Genomic DNA, 21,267 nt, shown 5'->3' on the forward strand with positions numbered 1-21,267 from the left:
AATCAAGCAGCGATGGTTCACGCTGACCTGAATTCGGCGTATCCGATGCCCCAATGTGGAAAGGGGCTCGCATTGGACACGGCGACTAAAGGTTGTAAATAACGAATTATTTCTCAATCTTATGGAATTGTAATGTATAAATTGAAATCTGTCACCATCATTTTAGGCGCCATGCTCGGTATGGTTTTACATGGCGAGGCGAACGCATGGAGATCGCGGACCCCGGCGCCAGCGCCGACGACAACGACTACCACTACTACTGCAGTCAGTTACGCCAACCAGCAAATGTACGGCATAACCATTGACGACATATCGGGATTGACTGCCACCACCGCCGCCCTGTCCCAACTGTCGAAAAAGCCGACCACTCGCATTGTGTTCGACGAATGGCAGCCTGCATCCGGCTACCGCAACGCGGCTGTAGCGATCAACAAAGTCAGTTATGTGATGGGTGAGATCCTTGACTCGTCGGCGATGGATCAATACACGGTCCAGCAATACCTGAACCGCACAAGCGAATACATGGCAGCCCTTGGCGACGTGGTGAACATCTGGGAAATCGGTAACGAAATCAATGGTGAGTGGCTAGGCAAAAACGCCGATGTGGTCGCCAAGATGACCGGTGCTTACGATCTGGCCAAAGGGCAAGGCAAGACTGCCGCTCTGACGCTGTACTACAACCAGGACTGCTGGTCCAATCCAGCGAACGAGATGTTCACCTGGGCGAATGCGAATATTCCGGCGCGCATGAAAACCGGGCTTGACTACGTGCTGGTCAGCTACTACGAAGAGGACTGCAACGGCCTGGTTCCTGATTGGAATGCCGTGTTCACGAAGCTGTCGGCCATGTTCCCGAACTCCAAGGTCGGGTTTGGCGAAACCGGCACCACCACCACCAACAAGGCAGCCTACCTGACGCGCTACTACACCTTGAAACCACCTGTGAAAAACTATATCGGCGGCTATTTCTGGTGGTATGGCAAAGAAGACTTGGTGCCGTCCACACAACCGCTGTGGTCGACATTCAATAACGTATTGTCGGGCAGTTAAGAACAATCCGCTCTTGCTGCCTTGAAGGACTATCTCAGGCGCGTTCGTTTCAGCGCTCCTGACCAATAATGGCTTCCACAACTTCCATTCCTGGTTGAGGGCACTGACTTGGGTAGTCCTTCATAGCATCTGCGGCAAGGGGCTGAGGCTCAGTCGAATGCCCCTAGCGGCATTCGACTGAGCCTCAGCCCCCATTTTCTGCAGCATTTTCAGGACCGGCCAGCTCATTCACCAGGTCGCGATTCAGGTAATGCGGGCCATCGAACAAGTAAACGGAAAAACCGTCATAGACGGCAAGTTGCGGCTTGAGTTCTGCGGCTGTGGCCGGGCGGAATCCTCCTCCCTGGCGGGGTCGAAACGCTTCGGCGATGATACGTACCCGCTGTTTTCCAAAACGAGCAGCCAGCACGTCTGCATAATGCCGGGCCACGCTTGCCTCGCGCGCGTGGATGCCGACGCCATCCTGAAAGAAAATGCCGACGTCTGGGGGCAGCCAGGAAGCAAGCCATTGCGACAACGTATCGGCGCCGACATTGGCGCTGTCATACACGCTGATCCACAGTGGCCGCGGCAAAGCCGCCAGCAGCGGGCCAAGGCGAGCTGCATCGGACCAGCTCGAATCGACCTCCAGCGGAAAGAACCAACCCGCCACATGCAGCGGCGTCGGCAACGCGGCAAGCTTGCGCGACTCTTCAATGAGCGCGGCAACATTTGCGCGAGCCGCCGTTTCGTCGAACCTGCCTGCCAATCCGACAATCACTTTGTTCGCCCAAGGTTCCGCTGCAATCCGTTGCCAATCAGGAAATCTCGCAGCAGCGCGGCCCTCGGCGCCTGGCAGGTAGTTGACGCCATCCACGGCGGTCCATTGGATGAGCAGCTCATGCGCACCTAGCTTTTCCCAGTTTCCCATTGGATGCAGCGTCTGGTCATCGAGCTGCCACACGATTCCTCGCACCCGCGTCGGCGGAGATTGCTTGAACCTGGCTTGCAGCGGGTCCTGCTGGCAACCGCAGAGCGTTGCCACCACAAGCATGCCTAATATGCGGCGCCGATTGAACCTGCGCAAATTCACCCTCGACTTCACATTGCAAATGGCGAGGTGCATCTTCATGGTTCGCTTCCTTGATCAGGGGCGCCGGCGCATCGCTTGCTCAATACGAGGCGCTGAGCCGGATGAACCAGCCTTCGGCCCGCTTGTCGCCGGCAATGCGCCAGCGGTACTGCAGCGACAGGTCGAAATAGGAGCGCGGCGCGTTATAGTAATCCTGCCGGAACCAGTAACGCATATTGGTTCCGATGCCGCCTCCGATTGCTTTTTTGTCGTGCTCAATGAGGCCGGAATCATAGTCCGCCCCCATCACGAGGTGCGGAAACAGGACCAGGGTCGATCCGCTTTCGCCAAGCCGATAACTACGCCCCAATTGCCCCTCAAGGGTGGCATAACTTTGCGGATGCTGGAAGTAATGCCCAGCTTCAGCATACACATGCGTGCTCAGCCAGCTGGTTTGCTCCGCGTGCAAATCCAGTCCGGCATCCGAAGAGAAGCCAGCCCGGGCAAGCCAGTCGCCGCTGGTAGCGTCCCCCAATGGCACCAGGCGCTCGAGCGCCAGTATGGCGTTGACCTCGCTGAACGGTTTCACGCGTGCGCCAAGCGCAGCCTGGGCGGTGGCAGATCCGGTCGGGACCCCCGATCCACCGCTTAATGTTTCATTGACCCGGCCATAGATCTCCACCAGCGCCCCATTCTGCAATCCAAACGGGCGCCAGTATACTTCCGCGGCGATGTCCTTGCCGTCGATCGTGCCGCCACGCGGCACCCCGATGCCGGCCGCGGCAACGCCTCTATCGCTCAGTGTTGCCCGCATCCCCCAGCGGCGCTCCAGATCAGCGGCTTCGCGTCGCACATCGTAGACCTGCTGCGCATCCAGCGTAAGACGGCCTGCCTGCGCCGCGTCGACGGTCCGGTTGAGGTACCCGATCGCCTGCTCATTGCGACCCTGGCGCGCGGCGGTGTAGGCTGCATCGTGGCGGGCGGCATCGGTGAGCGTGCCCTGCGCCTCGGCACGGTTGAACAGCTCGAGCGCATCCTGGTTATCTCCCGCCTGGAGGGCGAGATAGGCTAACTCAAGTTCGGATCCTTTCTCTGGAGAGCTGGCCGCCGTTGCCAGGCGCGCGCGCGCGTCTTCTTTCCGGCCAAGCCCGATCAGTGCCGCGATCTCGGTCCTGGTGGTTTTGTCCGGCGCGCTCAGCACGGCAGCATAATCAGCCTGGGCAGCATCCGGATTTCCGCGGCGTTTTCGTATATCGGCGCGCGCCAGCAGCATGTCGGCATCGTTTCCGAAGTCCGCCAAGGCAGCATTTGCAGCCTGTTCTGCCTCGGCCAGCGCTCCCTGCGCGCTCAGCGCTTGCACCTGCAAGCGGCGATAGCTAAGGTCGCGAGGAGACAATTGGGCCGCTTCGCCGGCCTTGCTGCTCGCTAGAGCGTAGTTCTTGTCGGCGAACGCGCGATATGCCTGGTCGGCAAGCAGGAATCCCGGATCCGCAGACGTTGCACCGGGATTGATGTCGCATGCCGAGACCAAGTCAGGTCCGGACGTGCAGCTGACAAGCGGGAAGCTGAACGCCAGGGCGGCGTGGCTTGTGCCGGACCGGCCGCGCATGATTGTCGCCAGCGCACGCCGCGCTGCCGCTTCCTTGTCCTCCCTGCCCTGCAGAGGTTCGAGCAGGCGCAGCGCCCGCTGTGGATCGCCATTGGCCAACGCGGCGTCGGCAGCCACCAGCCGGATGCCTCGCTGCGCAGCGGGGCCGGCCTTCGACAGCGCTTGATCGAAGTCTGTTTGCGCAGATTCGACAGCACCGCGTTGCTGGCGTATTGCACCGCGCAGCAGCAGCGCTTCGCTCGATGACGTGTCTGGCTTGATCATGTCGGAGGCAGCTTGCTCCGCTTGCTCAAGCTCCCCGGCCGCGACCAGCGCATTGATCAGGGCGATGTGAAATGCCGGCACGGCGGGCAGATAATCCACCGCCTTGCGCGCCAGCTCTACCGCCTGCGCGAAGTCACGGCGCTCCAGGGCCTGATAAGAAGCCGCGGAAGCGTTGAAGGCAAGCTGCGCCTGCATCGTGCGACGCGCCAGCTCAGCCTTTTGCAGGAGGTCGCGCAGACGCGCGACATCCGGCCGCAAGCGGACCGCCTCGCGCGCCTTTGCCGCCGCGACATCATAATCTCCTTGCGCAAAAGCCTTGTAGGCTTCATCGGCAACTCGATATGCCTGGCCGCTAAGCGGCCGCTCTGCGGCGCCGGCGCCGGTGGCTACAAGCAAGGTGACGGCAGCAAGACTGCTGCCCAGGAAATGCAGCGAAACCGAGTATTTTCTCATGCCACTCCCAATGCTAATCTGAGCAGAGCCATTTGCTGCTGCACAGTTTCTTCGATAACCTCGCGCGACACCAGCCCGCGACCGACGAGATAGTCGCCAATGCGTCCATGCTGCGGAGAGATATAGTGCTGCATCGCCTGCTCCAGCGTTTCCCGCGTGATTTTTCCATTATGGATCAGCAGTTCGCCAAGAAGCGACGCACCTTTAAATTCTCTTTTGATGGATTTTGCATTCATTTCTGCCATGGCCAGGCGCAATCCGGAGACTATTTCGCTGTCCCGCGCAATATGCTGCACGGGCTGCGTGCCAAAGGCTGAGGCAAGCTCCCTGAGCGCATCTTCGGCAAGTGGCTTGCCGACTGCGACAATCGGCTTGCCATTGGCGTCCTGCCCGATCGGCATCGCGCCCAACCGTACACACATATCAAGCGATACCGGGGCGGGCAAGGAGGCCGCGATCCTGATTTCGGCGCGCGACAGGTCGGACTGGAAGGCGATTGCTTCCGCCAGGGTTTCTTCGTCGATATAACCGCGGGCCACTAATATGTGCCCAAGGGGAAGGTGCATCTCCGCATGTTCCTGCAACCCCTTTTTCATGTCCTCCTCGGTGATTGCCTGCCAGGAAACCAGCAGTTCACCGAGGCGTTGGCGCGTGCGCATGAGACGGTCGTCGGAGGGGAAGTCGTGCATGGTCTTGTCCCATGCCAGGCGCTTCCCGAACAGCAGGTGCGCCAGGAACAATTTCCAGGCCCGAGCCACTGCCACGAAGTTAATAAAATTGGCAACCACCATGCGCGGCGCGGAAAGCAATCCATGTACGGGCCCGTACAAGCGACTGACGAAATAGGCGCGTTGGGAGGCGCGCAACGCCAGTGCGGCCAGGTTGGCGTAAAGCACGTAGTGGAGCCATGTTTGCGATTGCAGCACCGACCCGGAGGCGAGTTTCCAGAATCCGAAATGGTCGGCGATCCAGAACGGCATGAATTGCAACAGCAGCAGATAGGCAGGAACGCTGACGAGGGCGGTGACGATGCCCTTGCGGTCCCGAAACAACAGGTATTTGTTTGCAAGCGAGCCGCTCCAGCCGATCTGCGCCCATCCTTGCAGGCTGATGCCCAATACCCATCGCGTTTTTTGCCGGTAGGCCGTCTTGAAGTGGTCGGGAAAATACTCGCGCACGCATAGCGGCATCTTGAGCGTGACCTGGCGCTCTTTTCCGAAACCGAACCATGTTTTGCGATTGACCGAAAAATGGACGGGGAAACGGGCAAATATGGATGTCATCCCGATGCTCGCCAGACGTGCGCCAATGTCATAGTCTTCAGTCAGGGTGTCCGTGTTGAAAGGCTGGTTTTGATTGTCGCTGGCCAGCGCCTGCAGGGCGCGCCGAGAAAAACAGGTCCCGACGCCCGCCGAAGGCACCATGCCGCTGATGCTTTCCCTGACAACGATGTCCTTGGCATGGGACTCCGCGAACTCATCCATATAGGTTCCCGCCACCAATTCGGACCATTTGCGTTCGAGCGACATCACAGGAAGCTGGATCATGTCCTTGCGCGGCAGCAGGTAATTGAAGAATTTGAGTTCGAGAGAATGCAGCACATCTTCGCTATCGTGAAGAATGACGCCGGCAAATTGATAACCGCGCTTCTTCTCATGCAGGAAAATCGCGTTGATGATCCAATTCAGGCAATCCGCCTTGCAGGTAGGACCCGCATGGGGCACTTCGACCCGATGCAATTGCTTGTAGCGACGACGCATCCGCTCCACCTCTGCAATGGTGTGCGCATCGTTGACATAGGTTCCAACGAAAATCACATAGTTGCGGTAGTTGAGAACCGTCACCATGTTTTCGATCATTTGGGCGATCACGTCATACTCTAGCCACGCCGGCACCATGATCGCAAGCGGCTGCTCGGCGTGTTGCTCCAGTTGCTGTTCCGTGACCGGCCGATAGGTGCGCGTTCTGGTCAGCTGACGGTAAGCCTGGCGGATCCAGTACCAGGCATCGACAAACAGGTCGTCAGCCGCCGACACCAGAAACAATACCGCGACAACGCAGGTGGTAAGTTCCAGCAGCGCATAGTAATCGGCAAGGAAATGTAGCCAGTAGGTTGTCATGATGCCCGGAAAAATCAATGCAAGAAGACTTTACAATCGAACGAAATCCCAGGACATGTAAACTAGATGACTACGGGATCCTCTTGACCATCTGCTGCGACCTGATGCGATACCTCCGGCTTCGCGGCGAATTCCGTTACGGTCCGGTTGAGCAGCGCTGCCACGATGCGCTGCGAGGCGTAGCCGTCTCCGTAGGGATTGTGGTGTTGGGCAAACGACCTCCATGCGGCTTCATCGTCATACAGCCGGTGGACAGCCGTAACGATGCGCTCCACCTCGGTGCCCACCAGTTCGACCGTGCCTGCGAGAACCGCCTCCGGCCTTTCGGTGACGTCGCGCATCACCAGCACCGGCTTGCCCAGGGACGGCGCTTCTTCCTGGACGCCGCCGGAGTCAGTGAGAATGACATGCGCGCGCTGCATCAAACGTACGAACGAGAGATAATCCAGCGGCGCAATCAGGTGTACGTTGGACAGATGAGACAGGGCAGCCAACACCGGTTGCTGCACATTGGGATTGAGATGCACCGGATAGACGATGTCAATGTCGGCGCGCGCGGACAGCTCGGCCAGCGCCGTGCAGATATTCTGAAATCCTGGCCCGAAATTTTCCCTCCGGTGGCCGGTAACCAGCAAAATCTTGCGGCCCGATTGGAGGAAGGGGAATTGCGCATCGAGCCCGGCGCGCAATTCGTCGTCAAGCGAAATCCGCGTACTGGAAACCATCAAGGCGTCGATCACCGTATTGCCGGTGATATAGACCTTGCCGGCCAGATTTTCCCTGCATAGATTTTGTTTCGATCCGTCAGTTGGCGCAAACAGCAAGTCGCTGACGACGTCGACCACCCTGCGATTCATCTCTTCAGGCCAGGGCTGTTTCAAATTGCCCGTGCGCAGTCCGGCTTCGACATGCGCAACCGGGATCCCGCGATGGAACGCAGCAACCGCGCCCACCATAGCCGTCGTCGTGTCCCCATGCACCAGCACGCGATCCGGCTTTACTTGCTCTATCAAGGGATCGAGTGACGCGAAAAGACGGGAACTCAGGCCATTCAATGTCTGGTTCGACACCATCAGGTCCAGGTCGAAATCGGTCTGCAATTCGAAAACGTCCAGTACCTGCCGCAGCATGCTGCGGTGTTGCCCGGTGGTGCAGACAAGGGATTCGATTTCTGCTTCTAATGCGAGACTCTTGAGTACCGGCGCCATCTTGATAGCTTCCGGACGGGTGCCGAATATGGAGAGAATTTTCATAAGTCCCCCTTATGAATCAGACATGCAATGCTGCCATTGCCGCGAGAATGACTGTAATTATTTATTTGTTACTCATTGTTACGCTGAAGTCAGTTTATAGGATGAATGTAATTTTTGCCAATAGAATTCTTTCTAACAAGCGTTGCTTGTGCAAATGCTTTGTTTTAACTCAATAAAAACAATTAACGGCCGGCATGATGCGGCTTCCCGGGTCGTGTCGCAGGCACTGCGGATGGGGGCGCAGACGTCGCAGCCGGTATCGCTGGCGCCGCAGGTAGAGCCACTGGCACGTCAGGTGGAGCCGCAGGCAGAAGCACCGGCGCCGCAGGCGGACCCGCTGACGCTGCCTCCAGTTTGTTCTCGGCATGCTCGGGCAAGATTAACCGTTTGAGGATGCCGCCTTCCGACAGCAGCACATAGGTCTTGTGCACTTCCTTGATGCCGGTTCCCGGCTGCACTTCTTTGCCAACCCGGACCACTTGCGCTGGCTGGCCCTCTGCGCTCAGGATAGCCACGCTTTCCGCAGCATTTTGCGCTACTACCACTCCCGTCAGCCGGTAGTTGCTGGCAGCCACGCTTTCATGGCCGCCAAACAATCCGGCCGCTTGAGAAATATCAATCTGTGGCGCTTCTGCTTGCGGCGGCGGTGCCTCTGCACGTAGCGGCGGCTTGAGCAACGTCATGCCCCAGTACGCGGCGCAGGCACATAGCAGCATGAACAAAACCAGGCTGACGAGCGCTGGCATGCGCGCGCTATGGCGGCGCATATTTTTGCCGATAATTCTTTTTAAATAGCCGCCCATGTTCCTGTTGCTCCCTGGTCCACAGCATCGCGCCATGGTTGGATTCGCGCATGATCAATGACATGGTGCCGCTTGCCGCCCGGCACATGCGGACCTTGCCATTGCCCCAGAAGAGCTGGCGGGAAACGCCACCGGTTCCGGATTGACGGTTGCCGAGATCTCCTTGTTGCCGGGCAAGCGCCTCGAAAAAATCGGCCACGGCGACGGCCAGATCCAGCGGCAAATGCAAGCTGCCGGCAGGCGCTTGAAGATCGCCATTTCATCCAGGCCGACAACGCCGTCGATACTCGAATTAGTCAGCTTGCAGCGCGATAGTGCATCGGCGATATTGCCGGCTTTTATATTTTCAGCGCCTGCATCGAGGTCGCAATATCCCGGCGGGCTGCGAGAATCCGTGCATCATCGGTGCCTCCATCAACTTGGAAACAATCAGCGCAGCCAAGTATCTCCATAAGCGCCACTGCCAACCACGATTTCGACCAGTGCAAAGCCACATTGCGTGACAGCCGCGCAGCGATGTTGGACAGCGGGAATATTGCATCACTCAATTGCTTCCCGATTAAAAATGGCGCCGTATATTTTCCAGTTGCCATTCTATTTTTATGCAGCAACAAGCCTGCTTGCCCTTCATCGATTTGTGGAATTCTGGTGCGCAGGTGTTGTCGTCATGACGAGCATACTCCAAATTTTATTTCAGAGAAAAGCAGGTTTATTACCCGCGGAAAACAATAATTCAGACGACATTTTTTTGCGCAAGATGTCGCATCGAGCCCTAGTTAAAATGGCACTTTCGTCTATACTTTAAGCTAACATTCCACGGTACGAAAACGGCCATTCTCATGAGAAAGAATTGGCGCGTTTTCTATTTCATTCCGAGATTGCATCGTAGAAAGACGGATCATGATTGCTGTCAAGAAAACTCTCGGATGCAGGTCGATTGCCCCCCTTCCTCGTCATTTTCTCCGCACTGTTTTGACGCGCACGAAATCAAACAGCAACGTCATGCGAGACGGTCAGCAATATCCCACATTCAAAGTTTGCATTGCTAGTTCCCGGATGCGATATCCCAGCCCGACTTAACGAGAAGGCTGGCGCTGAAGTACTCATCTTCAATGGGAGAAATCATGAAAGCTACAGGTAAAACGCCGTTGCGCATTTTCATGGCGGGCATCGGCGCGGCAATTGGTTTTGCTGCCTCCGCCAATGCGGGCAATGTCGACATCCCCCCTCCTCCGAAACCCGTTTTTGACACGGTGGTCACGCCGGGCCAGGTGCCCGGAAAAGACATCCAGCACGGCCATCATCACAAGGGCGACGTCAAGAAGAATAAATCCAGCGATGATGAAGAGCGTAAACAAACCGGAAAAGCAGGTGGCCAATCATGAAAAAGATTGCAGCTATTTTCGTACTGATCGCCGAGCTGTTTTTGCTTAACCCGTCGCCAGCAACGGCGCAAATCCTGACCACACCGATAAAAGTATTGATTGTGTACGATGCCCCTTCCCCTGATCAGTATGAGAAGCTGGGATTTGCCTACGCCATCATGCTGCGTAATCTGATTGGACATTTCAACAGTGCCGTCGACCTGGTGCCGATACAAAACTATACCGCCGGCAAAGTGGAGTCCTATCAGGCCACTTTCTATCTGGGGTCGTACTATAACAATCCGATTCCGGCGGCATTTCTTAACGACGTCAATGCCACGCAGAAAACCGTCGTCTGGTTCAAATACAACCTGTGGCAGTTCGCATGGAACACGGCCTACAATTTCAATACCCATTACGGATTCAGCTTTGTCGGCTTGCAGGGATTGAATGCGCCGCCCAGTTCGAGCAACCCGACGCCGGGTTTCTTCGACACCGTCTCCTACAAGGGTCAGTCGATGGTGAAGTACTATGCCTACGATGCTCCGAGCAACACTGTCAACGCCGATCCCGACGTCGGCATCACGCAGGTCATCGATACCGCCAAGGCACAGACGCTGGTAACGATTACAAACAGCAAGACGTCCGCGCAGGCGCCGTATATTATCCGCTCCGGCAATTTCTGGTATTTCGCTGACATGCCACTGTCATACATCGGCCCACGCGACCGCTATCTGGTCCTGTGCGATATATTGCACGACATCCTCGGTGACAATCAACCGGTAAGCCATAAAGCTCTGGTACGGCTGGAAGATGTCGATGCATTGGTCAATTTCGGCACAATGAAAACACTGTCGGACTATTTGTTCAGCAAACGCATTCCATTTTCGATTGCGACTATTCCACACTATTTGGACCCTTTGGGCGTGTACAACGGCGGGGTTCGAGAAGAAGTACCGTTGTCGCAGGCCGGGACTCTCAAGACATCGTTGAATTACGCGCTAGCGCGAGGCGGGAAAATTCTGATGCATGGTTATACGCATCAATACGATTCAATGCGGAATAAAAATACAGGCGTCAGCGCCGATGATTTTGAATTCTGGAATGCCGTGGCAAATACCCCGGTGGCCGAAGACGCGGTCACTTCCGGCATCATCCCGCTATTCTCGCCATGGGCATTGGGACGTCTCCTGGCTGGGCTGGCAGAATTCAAGAATAACGGTTACGCCAAACCATTTGCCTGGGAGACTCCGCATTATCAGGCATCGCCGCTGAGCACGAAGGCTGTGCCGCTAGCATTTAACACAACCTATCAGCGCGCTGTCTATTACACCTCCGACATCCCTAATTTTACGGCGGCCGTGGGTAAGGATTTTTCAGTTGGACAGTTCTTCCCCTACGTCATCAAACAAGACTACTACGGCCAGTGGAACGTGCCGGAAAATCTGGGGAATGTCGAATACAATATCAGCGCCATCGATCCGTTTTCAAATGTTGTCTACACTTGGCAGGATATTTGTCTTAATGCCCAATATGCCACGGTGGTAAGAGATGGATTCGCATCTTTCTTCTTTCACCCGTTCTGGCTGGAGTCGTCGCTCGCGCCGTTGGTTACGACCGGATTCAGCGACTTCAAAAACATAATTCAGTGCATTACGACATTGGGCTACACCTGGACTGACGCCAGTACAGTCGCACATCCGTAAGCCATGCATCCGCCTGCCAAAGGAGTCGGTTCCTTTCGCAGGCGGGACATTTCAGCTTTCTCATCAAAAAACAGGGAATCTTGGACGCCTGCTCGAGCAGGCTCCAGACATGCTGGTCGAAGAGCTTGACGCCGGCATCCTTCACAGCTTCGGTGGACAGGAGGAGCATGTGTCCCGAGATTGAAGAAACGATCTTCATTCTTCTTTTCAAAGTACCGGGTGCCCTGTTGATCTTTACGACATCGGAACATATTGACTGCGGCAATGATGGCCGCAGCTTCCCTAAACACTCTCCTGCGCAACAAGCCAGGGTAACAAACGGCTTGGATAACGGACAACAGGCGCAAAAGAGATAAAATGGCGGCTTATTTGTAACGGAGCACATTTTCATGAAATGGGCAGTAGTCAGTATTTTCCTTTTATCGGTGTTGTACGTGCATTTCCGCGGCAAGGCGCGCCTGCCGTTTTTCCGGCAGCTGTTCGACCATTCGTCGATCATGGCCCCGCTCAACATCTTCATGTACATGTTTTCCAAGGTGCCGACCAACACGCCCTACCTGCCGACCAGCACCTTCGCCGACCTGAAGATCCTGGAAGACAACTGGGAAACCATACGCGATGAAGCCAAAGGCTTGATCGGCCTGGAAAAGATTCGCGCCGCGGAAAAGAACGACGACGCCGGCTTCAATTCCTTCTTCAAGGCCGGCTGGAAACGCTTCTACCTGAAATGGTACGACGCCAGCCATCCTTCGGCCGAACAATTCTGCCCCAAGACCGTGGCCCTGCTGCGCAGCACACCGAGCGTCAAGGCCGCGATGTTTGCCGAACTTGCGCCCGGCGGCACCCTCAATCCGCACCGCGACCCGTTCGCCGGTTCGCTGCGCTACCACCTGGGCCTGGTCACGCCCAACGACGACCGCTGCTTCATCGAAGTCAACCAGCAGCGCTACAGCTGGCGCGACGGCCAGGGCGTGGTGTTCGATGAAACATTCATCCACTGGGCGCACAACGGCTGCGACAGCAACCGCATCATCATCTTCTGCGACATCGAACGGCCGATGCGCTACCGCTGGGCGCAGGCAATCAACCGCTGGCTCGGCCGCCACATGATGAGCGCCGCCGCGTCGCCCAATGAAACCGGCGACGAAACCGGCGGCATCAACAAGCTGTTCCGCTTCGTCTGGGCCGCCGGCCAATACCGGCGCGCGCTGAAAAAGTTCAGCAAGCCGCTGTACATGTGCATCAAGTTCGGCCTGATCATCGGCGTGGTGCTGGCCATCATTTATCTTTGAACCGCTGGCCCGGCAGCATTTGGCCAAGCCGCCTCCGGGCGGCTTTTTTACACCTGGCATATAGCCCGCAAATGTTGTGTTGCAGTAACAATATTTGGCTTTCACAGGTAGACTACAGGTCCTACTTTGCACAAGGAAAACCCATGATGACTCGTTCGCTTATCGCCACCGCCGTTCTATCGCTTGCCGCCTGCGCCACCGGCCCGTCGATCGCACAAGACAGGGGCAGCGACGGACTGGCCGAATCGAATGCACAAAACCGCCCGGTCAAGGTGATGATCATCACCATGTTCGGTCCCGAGGGCCAAGCCTGGCTGGACCGCCTCGGCCCGTGGAAAACCGTCGCGGTGCCGGGCCTGTCGCCAGACTATCCGAACGTTAACTGCAACAAGCAGGATGTCTGCGTAATCACCACCGGCATGGGCTACGCCAATGCCTCGGCGTCGATCATGGCGCTGACGTTTTCACAGCGCTTCGACTTGCGCCATACCTATTTCCTGATCTCCGGCATCGCCGGCGTCGATCCGGCGCGCGGTACTGTCGGTTCGGCAGCCTGGGCCAAGTACCTGGTCGATTTCGGCATCCAGTGGGAACTCGATGCGCGCGAAATCCCGGCCGGCTGGAAAACCGGTTATCTCGGCATCAACACCAAGAGCCCGACCGAAAAACCGCCGCTCGACTACCGCAACGAAGTATTCCAGCTGAATCCGAAACTGGCCGACGCCGCGTTTGCGCTGTCGCGCAATGTAGTGCTGGCCGACAGCGCGCAGGCGCAGGTAGCACGCTCCAAGTTCGGTTACGCTCCGGCCAACCAGCCGCCGACGGTAGTCCAGTGCGACATCGCTTCCGGCAACACCTGGTGGTCAGGCACGCTGCTGGGCGAACGCGCGCGCGAATGGACCAAGATCCTCACCGACAACAAGGGTGTGTATTGCATGACAGCGCAGGAAGACAATGCAACCTTTGAAGCATTGAAGCGCGCATCGAGCATCAAGCGGGTGGACCTGAACCGCGTGGCGGCTCTGCGCACCGGGTCGGATTTCGACCGGCCTTACCAGGGGCAGACCAGCGCCGACAACCTGCTCAACTATGCGGACCAGGGCGGCTTCGTGCCAGCCACCGAGAACCTGTACCGTGCCGGGAATCCGCTGGTGCAGGATATCGTGACGCACTGGGGTGAGTGGCGGGATGGGGTGCCGCACCGGTAAGCATTTCTGCGCAGATCCCAAGCCGCCTTGTTTGGCGGCTTTTTTTACGCCTGGAGATTTTTCTCCATGCTATCGAGCCCGCACGCAATTCCGCAGCTGTTTTTCAGACTTTTGCCTCTATCGCGAAAGCCGGCTTTTCATGACATTTAAGTACTCGAAGTCCTCTCAATTCCAACTACTTAACATGAATCGTTGTTACACAAAAATACACAAAATTATTATTGAATTGTGTAATTTTGTGTATGATAATATGAACAGCACAAACATCATCAAGCAATTGAAAACTACCGGCTGGAAACATGTTTCCACACGCGGAAGCCACCACAAATACCGCCACCCGATTAGCGGCAAGTCGGTAATTGTTCCGCATCCGAAGAAAGACCTTCCGCTGGGAACAGCCGAGAGCATCCTGAAACACGCTGGACTGAAATGAGGACGAAATGTTATATCCGCTTTATGTATGGAAGGATAGCGATAGCGCTTATGGCGCCCGCTTCCCCGATCTGCCCGGCGTATTTACCGCCGCCGACGAATTGAATGATCTTCCGGCAATGGCGCAGGAAGCTGCTGCGACCATGTACGAGGGTGAAGCGCATATCCCCGAGGCGTCATCCATCGAGGAATGGAAGGATGCGGCGGATTACGCCGGCGGTTTCTGGATGCTGGTCGATATCGACCGTTCGAAAATCAACACCAAGCCCGTACGGCTCAACATTTCGCTGCCGGAAAACCTCTTGCGGGAGATCGATGCTTTCGCCAAGTCGCATCAACTGACCCGATCGGGATTCCTGGCCCAGGCCGCGCTGAAGGCAATGGCTCAATAAGTTCCGCAGGTAGTTACCTCCCCCGGCGGCGTCCTCGTGACATCAATCCATTCGGACTGCATAGCCAAGGCTCGAAACCGAAATGTAGACGAAACAGCAATCTTATTTAGTATCGAAGACCGAAGATATCGTCAAAAATATGGTTTAAAATTGCCTTTCGGAATTATTTTCCATCGATTCCCGATGTGCCGCGGACCACTGAGGTCTATCCGACAGTTCCGCATTTAGGCCACACATTCCACTTGATGGACTTCCAGTTTCACTCCGCTCTCCAGCGGGGCCAGCAGCGTCAACCGGGCTTCACTTTTAAACTAAGGGGCAAAACCATGGCAATCGACGTATATCTGCAAATTGACGGCATCAAAGGGGAATCCACCGACGACATCCATAAAGACTGGATCGAGTGCAAATCGGTGCAGTGGGAAGTGCTGCAGCCGAAATCGGCCACCGCATCCACCGGCGGCGGCCATACGGCCGAGCGTTGCGAGCACAAGGATATCGTGATCACCAAGCTGGCTGACCTGGCTTCGCCGCTGCTGCTGCAAAACTGCTCGTCGGGCAAGACCATCCCGAAGGCCAAGTTCGAATTCCTGCGTGCCGACGGCAAGGGCGAACGCATCCGCTATTTCGAGATCGAGCTGGAAAACCTGCTGATTTCCGACGTCGCGCCATCCGTCACGGAAGGCAGCGTGCTGACTGAAACCGTCAGCCTCAAGTATTCCAAGGTCAAATGGAAATACACCCAGCAAAAAATCGCCGGCGGTTCGGGCGGCAATACGTCGGGCGGCTGGGATCTGTCGACCAACAAGGTTGCTTGATACGACGCTGCACAAGAAAAAAGAGCCGTGGCGATCACGGCTCTTTTTTTATCCCCAGCATTCCTGTCAGCCGCGCGCCGGCAATATCTTGCCGCTGACCGTGCCGAAACCGACGCGATAGCCATCGCCCTGGCACCAGCCGGTCATCCCCACCTCATCGCCATCCTGGATAAAACTGCGCTGGCTGCCGTCTGCCAATGCCAGCGGATTCTTGCCGTTCCAGGTCAGTTCCAGCAGGCTGCCGAACGATTCCGGCGTGCTGCCGCTGATGGTGCCTGAGCCCATCAGGTCGCCGATGCGGGTGTTGCAGCCGGAAACCGTGTGGTGCGCCAGCTGCTGCACCATGGTCCAGTACATCGCTTTGAAATTGGTGCGGCAGATGGTTTGCGCCGCCGCGGCTGCGCCCGGCTTGAGCGAAACTTCCAGCGCGATATCGTAGCCGTTCTTGCCGCTCTGCTGCAGGTACGGCAGCGGCTCCGGCTGCTGTGCCGGGCTGGCGACGCGGAATGGTTCCAGCGCATCCATCGTGACCACCCACGGTGAAATCGACGTCGCGAACGACTTGCTGTTGAACGGGCCGAGCGGCACATATTCCCATTGCTGCAGGTCGCGCGCGCTCCAGTCGTTGAGCAAGACCATGCCGAATATATGCTGTTCCGCATCGGCGATGTCGATGGGTTCCCCGAGCGCGTTCGGCTGGCCGATGATGAAGCCGGTTTCCAGTTCGAAATCGAGCTTGCGGCAGGCGCCGAAGATGGGCGCGTCGGCATCGGGCAATTTCAGCTGACCCATCGGCCGCCGCAGCGGCGTACCGCTGACCACTACCGAGCTGGCGCGGCCGTTGTAGCCGATCGGGATGTGCAGCCAGTTGGGCAACAGCGCATTGGCCGGATCGCGGAACATGGAGCCGACGTTGGTCGCATGTTCCTTGGACGAATAAAAATCGGTGTAGCCAGGAATGTCCAGCGGCAGGTGCATCGTTGCCTGCTCTTGGGCAACCAACGCCTTGGCGCGCAGGGCCTGGTTGTCGCGCAGTTGCAGGTTGTCTTCGCGCAGCAGCTCGCTGACCGCGGCCCGGGTGCTGCGCCAGCTTGCGCGGCCCAGCGCGATGAATGGATTCAGGGCGGCCTGGCGGAACACGTCGGCGCCGGCGCTCAGCAAACCCGCTTCGGCCAGCACAGCCAGGTCGACGATCTGGTCGCCGATCGCTACGCCTACTCTCGGCGCCGGATTGGCGGCGTTGCTGAAAATGCCGAACGGCAGGTTCTGGATAGGAAAATGCGATTCAGGCGCAACCGGGATAAATGATTTCAGTGCAGGATCGTTGGTTTGCATCATGTCTTTTCTCTCAGGGTTGACCGGTGAAATGCTTTTGCAGGCCGTGCCAGCATTGCAGGTAGTCTTTCTGCAGCAGCGGCGTCGCCAGTGCATAGGGCGTAGGGTGGATCACGTAGCGGCTTTCAAACATGAAGGCCATTGTATTGTCGATGCGGTGCGGCGCCAATGCCGCGCTGGATGCCTTGTCGAAAGTGGCGGCGTCCGGGCCGTGGCCGCTCATGCAGTTGTGCAGGCTGCCGCCGCCGGGCGTGAAGCCGTCGGCCTTGGCGTCGTAGGCGCCGTGGATCAGGCCCATGTATTCACTCATGACGTTGCGGTGGAACCATGGCGGACGGAACGTGTGCTCGGCCACCATCCAGCGCGGCGGGAAAATCACGAAATCGACATTGGCGGTGCCGTGCGTATCCGAGGGTGAAGTCAGCACCGTGAAGATCGACGGATCGGGATGATCGTAGCTGACCGTGTTGATGGTGTTGAACAGGCCCAGGTCGTATTTGTACGGCACGTAGTTGCCATGCCAGGCCACCACGTCCAGCGGCGAATGGTCGATGCGCGCAGCCCACAGCCGGCCGCCGAATTTAGCCAGCAGCTGGAATTCGCCTTCGCGGTCTTCATAGGCGGCTACCGGCGCCTGGAAATCGCGCGCGTTGGCCAGGCCGTTGGAGCCGATCGGCCCCAGTTCCGGCAGCTGGAAAGCGGCGCCGTAATTTTCGCAGATATAGCCGCGCGCGCTGCCGTCCGGCAGTTCGATGCGGAAGCGCATGCCGCGCGGAATCACCACGATTTCGCCTGGCTTGACTTCCAGCACGCCGAGTTCGGTGCGGGCCAGCAAGCGTCCTTGTTGCGGAACGATCAGCAGTTCGCCGTCGGCATCGTAAAAGAAACGGTCGTGCATGGAGCGGTTTGCCGCATACAGATGGATCGCCACGCCGGCCTGGGCGGCAGCATCGCCGTTGCCTGCGAAGGTGACGATGCCGTCGATGAAATCGACGGCCTGGCCGTCGGCCGGCATCGGCAGCGGATTCCAGCGCAGCTGGTCGGGCGGCGTATCGGACTGGGTAAAAGGGCCGCTGGCCAGCAGAGGCTGCTGGATTTTTTCAAAGGCGTGGTGCATCGCGCCCGGGCGGATGCGGTACAGCCAGGAGCGCCGGTTGTGCGCGCGCGGCGCAGTGAACGCGGTGCCGGACAGCTGCTCCGCATACAGGCCGTAAGGCGCTTTCTGCGGCGAGTTCTGGGTTGCGGGCAAGGCGCCGGGCAAGGCTTCGCTGGCGAAGTCGTTGCAAAATCCGGACTGGTAATGGAGCTGACTGCGGAGCGCGTTTTCCATGGGTTTCATCCTTGGTTCAAGTTCTGATCTTAATGCGCAACGACGGCTTGCGCTTTGCTGCGGCGGGAAGTCTCTTGCATCAGCACCAGCATCGCGGCTGACACCAGCGCCGGCACCGCCAGCACGATGAAGATGGTGCTGTTGGGCCAGTTCAGGCGGATCAGCTCACCGCCCAGCACCGGCCCGACGATGGAACCGATGCGGCCGACGCCCAGGCTCCAGCCGATGCCGGTGGAGCGCAAGGTAGTCGGGTAGTAAGTGCCGGCCAGCGCATTGACTGCCGGCTGGCCGCCGACGATGCAGAAGCCGGCGACGAAGATGCTGGCGAACAGGAACAGCAGCGAAATCTCGGGGCGGCCGATCAGGAACACCGCCAGGCCGGCCACCAGGAATACCGGGATCAGCACGCGGCGGAAGCCGGAACGGTCAATCAGCTGGCCCATGATCAGGGTGCCGAGCGTGCCGCCTATCTGCAGGGTGGTCCCGGCCATTACAGCGGTGGCGGTGGACAGGCCGGCGTCCTTGGCGATGGTCGGCAGCCAGTTGGAGAGGAAATACAGGTTGACCAGGTTCATGAAATTGATGATCCACAGCAGGATCGTGACCCTGGCCCTGCCTTCCTGGAACAGCTGCAGCATGGGCGCACCCTTGCCGGCTTTTTCGTTGACCACGTAGCGGGTAGCCTCGCTGATAACGACATCGGGATCGATGCGGCGCAGCCACTTGCCGACCTGCTCCAGTCTTCTTCCACGCAATACCAGGAACTGCATCGACTCCGGCAGCAGGAAAACCATGAGCACGCCGATCACCAGCGGCACGAGGCCGCCGACATGGAATACGGACCGCCAGCCGAAACGCGGGATCAGCGCCGCCGACAGCAAACCTCCCAGCACCGCGCCCAGGGTGAAGCCGCAGGACACCAGCATCATCAGGGTGACGCGCTTGCGCAGCGGGCTGTATTCGCCGGCCAGCGCCATCGCGTTCGGCATGATCGCGCCCAGCCCGAGGCCGGTAATGAAACGCAGGACGATCAGCTGCTCTACCGTGGCGGCCAGCGGCGTGAGCAGCATGCAGGCAGCGAAGAACAAGGTGGCGCAAATGAGCACCGGGCGGCGGCCGATGCGGTCGGCCAGGATGCTGAAGGCAAGCGAACCGAGCAGCATGCCGAACAGGCCGGCGCCGAACACCGGCCCCAGGTTGGCCTTGGCGATGCCCCATTCCTGGATGATGGCGGGCGCCACGTAACCCATGGCCTGGACGTCGAAACCGTCGATGATCAGGCAGATGGCGCACAGGCTGAGCATGACGACCTGGAAGCCGCCGATGCGGCTGCGGTCGATCAAGGCGGGAATGTCTATCGGGCTGCTGTTTGTCGCGACGGCCATGCGTGTCTCCTGAGAAGTTGGCGTCGTATCAATACGATCTGGTTTTTGGCATTATCATCCTTTTTAATATTCAGAAAAATAGGCAATAATTAAAATCATTTTTTAATTAACTTAAATAATATAAAATCGTTATCATGGACAGGCTGGAATCGTTAAGGGTGTTTTGCCAGGTGGTGGAACTGAACAGCTTCAGCCGCGCGGCTGAACAGCTGGAGATGTCGAACGCCACCATCACCAACCATATCGCCGCCCTCGAGCGGCATTTCGGCGTGCGCCTGCTGAACCGCACCACCCGCAAGATCTCGCTGACCGACGACGGCCATAGCTGCTACCAGCGCGCCCAGCGCCTGCTGGGCGACATGAGCGAGCTGGAAGACGGGCTGCAAGGCCGGCGCGTGACGCCGCAAGGCATCTTGCGGGTCGACGTGCCGACCGTGATTGCACGGATCTACCTGGCGCCGGCGCTGGCGCGCTTCAGCGCCATGTATCCGGAGCTGTCGATCCGGCTCAACGTCGGCGACCGCATGGTGGATATGGTGGAAGGCCGCGGCGACGTCTGGATACGCATCGGCGAACTGAAGGATTCCAGCATGGTGGCGCGCCGCATCTACCAGACCCGCAACCTGTGCTGCGCCTCGCCCGCATTCCTGGCGCAGCACGGCACGCCGCAAACTCCGCAGGAACTGCAGGATTTCCGCTGCCTGGCGTTCATTCATCCGAACAGCGGCCAGAACGTGCCCTGGACCTTCAGCAAGGGCAAGCAGGAACTGAGCTGGGCGCCGCCCGGCAATATCGCGATCAACCACGCGGAAACCCTGATCCACGCGGCCGCCAGCGGCGCCGGCATCGTCCAGCTGCTGACGCTGTCGCTCAACCCGCAGGTCCGCGACGGCCTGCTGGCGCCGGTATTGGCGGATTGGTCGACGCCGGGGCCGCCGGTGTCGGTGGTGTATCACCAGAGCCATCAGTTGTCGGCCAAGGTGAGGGTTTTTGTCGATTTTGTTACAGAGCTGTTTGCCGCTATCGATTAGAGTTTCGTACCGTTTTGTTTTTTAGCCAGGAGAGAAGTCATGCATTGGGTCTATCTATTGATCGCCATCGTTGCCGAAGTGATTGCCACCAGCGCCCTGAAAGCCAGCGCCGAGTTCACGCGGCTGGTGCCGTCGATCGTGGTGGTGGCCGGCTACCTGACGGCGTTCTATTTCCTGTCGCTGACCCTGCGCACCTTGCCGGTGGCGATCGTGTATGCGATGTGGTCAGGCATCGGCATTGCGCTGATTGCGCTGGTCGGCTGGCTGTTCCTGAAACAGAGCCTGGATGCCGCGGCCCTGGCTGGCATCGGCCTGATTGTCGCGGGCGTGCTGGTGCTGAATATCTTCTCGAAGTCGGTGTCGCACTAACC

The 21,267-nt window shown here is 58.2% G+C and carries 21 protein-coding genes; 11 read left to right on the forward strand and 10 right to left on the reverse strand.

Translation table 11 applies throughout. The features are described from left to right. Nucleotides 1-132 precede the first annotated feature (132 nt). Nucleotides 133-1,050: a hypothetical protein gene (locus AC07RZ_RS13070; protein ID WP_494668216.1), complete on the forward strand. Its 918-nt coding sequence runs from the start codon at nt 133-135 to the stop codon at nt 1,048-1,050. 184 nt (nt 1,051-1,234) lie between these two features. Here the strand turns inward: AC07RZ_RS13070 and AC07RZ_RS13075 are convergent, their stop codons facing one another. The 7 genes from AC07RZ_RS13075 to AC07RZ_RS13105 form a co-directional block, all read right to left on the reverse strand. Further along, nucleotides 1,235-2,155 (reverse strand): alpha-amylase family protein, encoded by a 921-nt coding sequence (locus tag AC07RZ_RS13075; protein WP_494668368.1) that lies wholly within the window; start codon nt 2,153-2,155, stop codon nt 1,235-1,237. A 46-nt stretch (nt 2,156-2,201) separates the two neighbouring features. Further along, nucleotides 2,202-4,427 (reverse strand): bacteriophage N4 adsorption protein A, encoded by a 2,226-nt coding sequence (locus AC07RZ_RS13080; RefSeq protein ID WP_494668217.1) that lies wholly within the window; start codon nt 4,425-4,427, stop codon nt 2,202-2,204. After that, nucleotides 4,424-6,547: a glycosyl transferase family protein gene (locus AC07RZ_RS13085; RefSeq protein WP_494668218.1), complete on the reverse strand. Its 2,124-nt coding sequence runs from the start codon at nt 6,545-6,547 to the stop codon at nt 4,424-4,426. Before AC07RZ_RS13085 ends, AC07RZ_RS13080 begins: the two co-directional genes overlap by 4 nt. 62 nt (nt 6,548-6,609) lie before the next feature. Further along, nucleotides 6,610-7,800 carry a non-hydrolyzing UDP-N-acetylglucosamine 2-epimerase gene (gene wecB / locus AC07RZ_RS13090; RefSeq protein ID WP_494668219.1) on the reverse strand — a complete coding sequence of 397 codons (1,191 nt, stop codon included), beginning with the start codon at nt 7,798-7,800 and terminating at the stop codon, nt 6,610-6,612. A 182-nt stretch (nt 7,801-7,982) separates the two neighbouring features. Then, nucleotides 7,983-8,603 carry a type II secretion system protein N gene (locus tag AC07RZ_RS13095; protein WP_494668220.1) on the reverse strand — a complete coding sequence of 207 codons (621 nt, stop codon included), beginning with the start codon at nt 8,601-8,603 and terminating at the stop codon, nt 7,983-7,985. Continuing rightward, the gene (locus tag AC07RZ_RS13100; RefSeq protein WP_494668221.1) at nt 8,554-8,826 is read right to left on the reverse strand and encodes a hypothetical protein; all 273 of its coding nucleotides are present in this window, start codon (nt 8,824-8,826) and stop codon (nt 8,554-8,556) included. The genes AC07RZ_RS13095 and AC07RZ_RS13100 overlap by 50 nt, the downstream gene beginning before the upstream one ends. A 115-nt stretch (nt 8,827-8,941) precedes the next feature. After that, nucleotides 8,942-9,196: a hypothetical protein gene (locus AC07RZ_RS13105; protein WP_494668222.1), complete on the reverse strand. Its 255-nt coding sequence runs from the start codon at nt 9,194-9,196 to the stop codon at nt 8,942-8,944. Nucleotides 9,197-9,727: 531 nt separating this feature from the next. Here AC07RZ_RS13105 and AC07RZ_RS13110 point away from each other — a divergent pair. The 8 genes from AC07RZ_RS13110 (at nt 9,728) to AC07RZ_RS13145 (ending at nt 15,815) form a co-directional block, all read left to right on the forward strand. Then, on the forward strand, nt 9,728-9,988 hold the full coding sequence (locus tag AC07RZ_RS13110; protein ID WP_494668223.1) for a hypothetical protein: 261 nt from the start codon (nt 9,728-9,730) through the stop codon (nt 9,986-9,988). Further along, a complete protein-coding gene (locus AC07RZ_RS13115) occupies nt 9,985-11,673 on the forward strand; it encodes a DUF2334 domain-containing protein (RefSeq protein WP_494668224.1) in 1,689 nt (562 codons plus the stop codon). The genes AC07RZ_RS13110 and AC07RZ_RS13115 overlap by 4 nt, the downstream gene beginning before the upstream one ends. Before the next feature lie 167 nt (nt 11,674-11,840). Continuing rightward, nucleotides 11,841-12,029, forward strand: coding sequence for a hypothetical protein (locus AC07RZ_RS13120; protein WP_494668225.1), 189 nt, complete (start codon nt 11,841-11,843; stop codon nt 12,027-12,029). A gap of 33 nt (nt 12,030-12,062) precedes the next feature. Next, nucleotides 12,063-12,965 (forward strand): lipid A hydroxylase LpxO, encoded by a 903-nt coding sequence (lpxO, locus tag AC07RZ_RS13125; RefSeq protein WP_144739135.1) that lies wholly within the window; start codon nt 12,063-12,065, stop codon nt 12,963-12,965. A 143-nt stretch (nt 12,966-13,108) separates the two neighbouring features. Continuing rightward, the gene (locus AC07RZ_RS13130) at nt 13,109-14,173 is read left to right on the forward strand and encodes a purine-nucleoside phosphorylase (RefSeq protein WP_494668226.1); all 1,065 of its coding nucleotides are present in this window, start codon (nt 13,109-13,111) and stop codon (nt 14,171-14,173) included. A gap of 250 nt (nt 14,174-14,423) precedes the next feature. Continuing rightward, complete coding sequence (locus AC07RZ_RS13135; protein ID WP_494668227.1) at nt 14,424-14,606, forward strand: type II toxin-antitoxin system HicA family toxin; 183 nt, start codon at nt 14,424-14,426, stop codon at nt 14,604-14,606. 7 nt (nt 14,607-14,613) lie between these two features. Further along, nucleotides 14,614-14,997: a type II toxin-antitoxin system HicB family antitoxin gene (locus AC07RZ_RS13140; RefSeq protein ID WP_494668228.1), complete on the forward strand. Its 384-nt coding sequence runs from the start codon at nt 14,614-14,616 to the stop codon at nt 14,995-14,997. 326 nt (nt 14,998-15,323) lie between these two features. Beyond that, nucleotides 15,324-15,815 (forward strand): Hcp family type VI secretion system effector, encoded by a 492-nt coding sequence (locus AC07RZ_RS13145; RefSeq protein ID WP_092401171.1) that lies wholly within the window; start codon nt 15,324-15,326, stop codon nt 15,813-15,815. A gap of 66 nt (nt 15,816-15,881) precedes the next feature. On the opposite strand, the gene fahA is transcribed toward AC07RZ_RS13145, so the two are convergent. Genes fahA through AC07RZ_RS13160 form a run of 3 tightly spaced genes read right to left on the reverse strand, consistent with a single transcriptional unit; the run spans nt 15,882 to nt 19,865 of the window. After that, nucleotides 15,882-17,153: a fumarylacetoacetase gene (gene fahA / locus AC07RZ_RS13150; protein ID WP_494668229.1), complete on the reverse strand. Its 1,272-nt coding sequence runs from the start codon at nt 17,151-17,153 to the stop codon at nt 15,882-15,884. Between the two features lie 10 nt (nt 17,154-17,163). Beyond that, the gene (gene hmgA / locus AC07RZ_RS13155; protein WP_494668230.1) at nt 17,164-18,480 is read right to left on the reverse strand and encodes a homogentisate 1,2-dioxygenase; all 1,317 of its coding nucleotides are present in this window, start codon (nt 18,478-18,480) and stop codon (nt 17,164-17,166) included. Nucleotides 18,481-18,509: 29 nt separating this feature from the next. Next, a complete protein-coding gene (locus tag AC07RZ_RS13160; protein WP_494668231.1) occupies nt 18,510-19,865 on the reverse strand; it encodes an MFS transporter in 1,356 nt (451 codons plus the stop codon). Between the two features lie 134 nt (nt 19,866-19,999). Here AC07RZ_RS13160 and AC07RZ_RS13165 point away from each other — a divergent pair, with 134 nt between their 5' ends. Both AC07RZ_RS13165 and AC07RZ_RS13170 read left to right on the forward strand, forming a co-directional pair. Beyond that, entirely contained in the window at nt 20,000-20,896 is an 897-nt protein-coding gene (locus AC07RZ_RS13165; RefSeq protein ID WP_144739142.1) for a LysR family transcriptional regulator, read from the forward strand. A 39-nt stretch (nt 20,897-20,935) separates the two neighbouring features. Next, nucleotides 20,936-21,265 (forward strand): DMT family transporter, encoded by a 330-nt coding sequence (locus AC07RZ_RS13170; RefSeq protein ID WP_092401156.1) that lies wholly within the window; start codon nt 20,936-20,938, stop codon nt 21,263-21,265. Nucleotides 21,266-21,267 lie beyond the last annotated feature (2 nt).

The sequence above is a fragment of the Collimonas sp. GW821-FHT07E08 genome, assembly GCF_059418905.1.

Coding starts and splice junctions, on each gene's coding strand:
- AC07RZ_RS13160 (WP_494668231.1), bottom strand. CDS start 19,865: ATGGCCGTCGCGACAAACAGCAGCCCGATAGACATTCCCGCCTTGATC.
- AC07RZ_RS13080 (WP_494668217.1), bottom strand. CDS start 4,427: ATGAGAAAATACTCGGTTTCGCTGCATTTCCTGGGCAGCAGTCTTGCT.
- AC07RZ_RS13135 (WP_494668227.1), top strand. CDS start 14,424: ATGAACAGCACAAACATCATCAAGCAATTGAAAACTACCGGCTGGAAA.
- AC07RZ_RS13105 (WP_494668222.1), bottom strand. CDS start 9,196: ATGGCAACTGGAAAATATACGGCGCCATTTTTAATCGGGAAGCAATTG.
- hmgA (WP_494668230.1), bottom strand. CDS start 18,480: ATGGAAAACGCGCTCCGCAGTCAGCTCCATTACCAGTCCGGATTTTGC.
- fahA (WP_494668229.1), bottom strand. CDS start 17,153: ATGATGCAAACCAACGATCCTGCACTGAAATCATTTATCCCGGTTGCG.
- AC07RZ_RS13070 (WP_494668216.1), top strand. CDS start 133: ATGTATAAATTGAAATCTGTCACCATCATTTTAGGCGCCATGCTCGGT.
- wecB (WP_494668219.1), bottom strand. CDS start 7,800: ATGAAAATTCTCTCCATATTCGGCACCCGTCCGGAAGCTATCAAGATG.
- AC07RZ_RS13145 (WP_092401171.1), top strand. CDS start 15,324: ATGGCAATCGACGTATATCTGCAAATTGACGGCATCAAAGGGGAATCC.
- AC07RZ_RS13140 (WP_494668228.1), top strand. CDS start 14,614: ATGTTATATCCGCTTTATGTATGGAAGGATAGCGATAGCGCTTATGGC.
- AC07RZ_RS13120 (WP_494668225.1), top strand. CDS start 11,841: ATGTGTCCCGAGATTGAAGAAACGATCTTCATTCTTCTTTTCAAAGTA.
- AC07RZ_RS13165 (WP_144739142.1), top strand. CDS start 20,000: ATGGACAGGCTGGAATCGTTAAGGGTGTTTTGCCAGGTGGTGGAACTG.
- AC07RZ_RS13075 (WP_494668368.1), bottom strand. CDS start 2,155: ATGCACCTCGCCATTTGCAATGTGAAGTCGAGGGTGAATTTGCGCAGG.
- AC07RZ_RS13085 (WP_494668218.1), bottom strand. CDS start 6,547: ATGACAACCTACTGGCTACATTTCCTTGCCGATTACTATGCGCTGCTG.
- AC07RZ_RS13170 (WP_092401156.1), top strand. CDS start 20,936: ATGCATTGGGTCTATCTATTGATCGCCATCGTTGCCGAAGTGATTGCC.
- lpxO (WP_144739135.1), top strand. CDS start 12,063: ATGAAATGGGCAGTAGTCAGTATTTTCCTTTTATCGGTGTTGTACGTG.
- AC07RZ_RS13110 (WP_494668223.1), top strand. CDS start 9,728: ATGAAAGCTACAGGTAAAACGCCGTTGCGCATTTTCATGGCGGGCATC.
- AC07RZ_RS13130 (WP_494668226.1), top strand. CDS start 13,109: ATGATGACTCGTTCGCTTATCGCCACCGCCGTTCTATCGCTTGCCGCC.
- AC07RZ_RS13095 (WP_494668220.1), bottom strand. CDS start 8,603: ATGGGCGGCTATTTAAAAAGAATTATCGGCAAAAATATGCGCCGCCAT.
- AC07RZ_RS13115 (WP_494668224.1), top strand. CDS start 9,985: ATGAAAAAGATTGCAGCTATTTTCGTACTGATCGCCGAGCTGTTTTTG.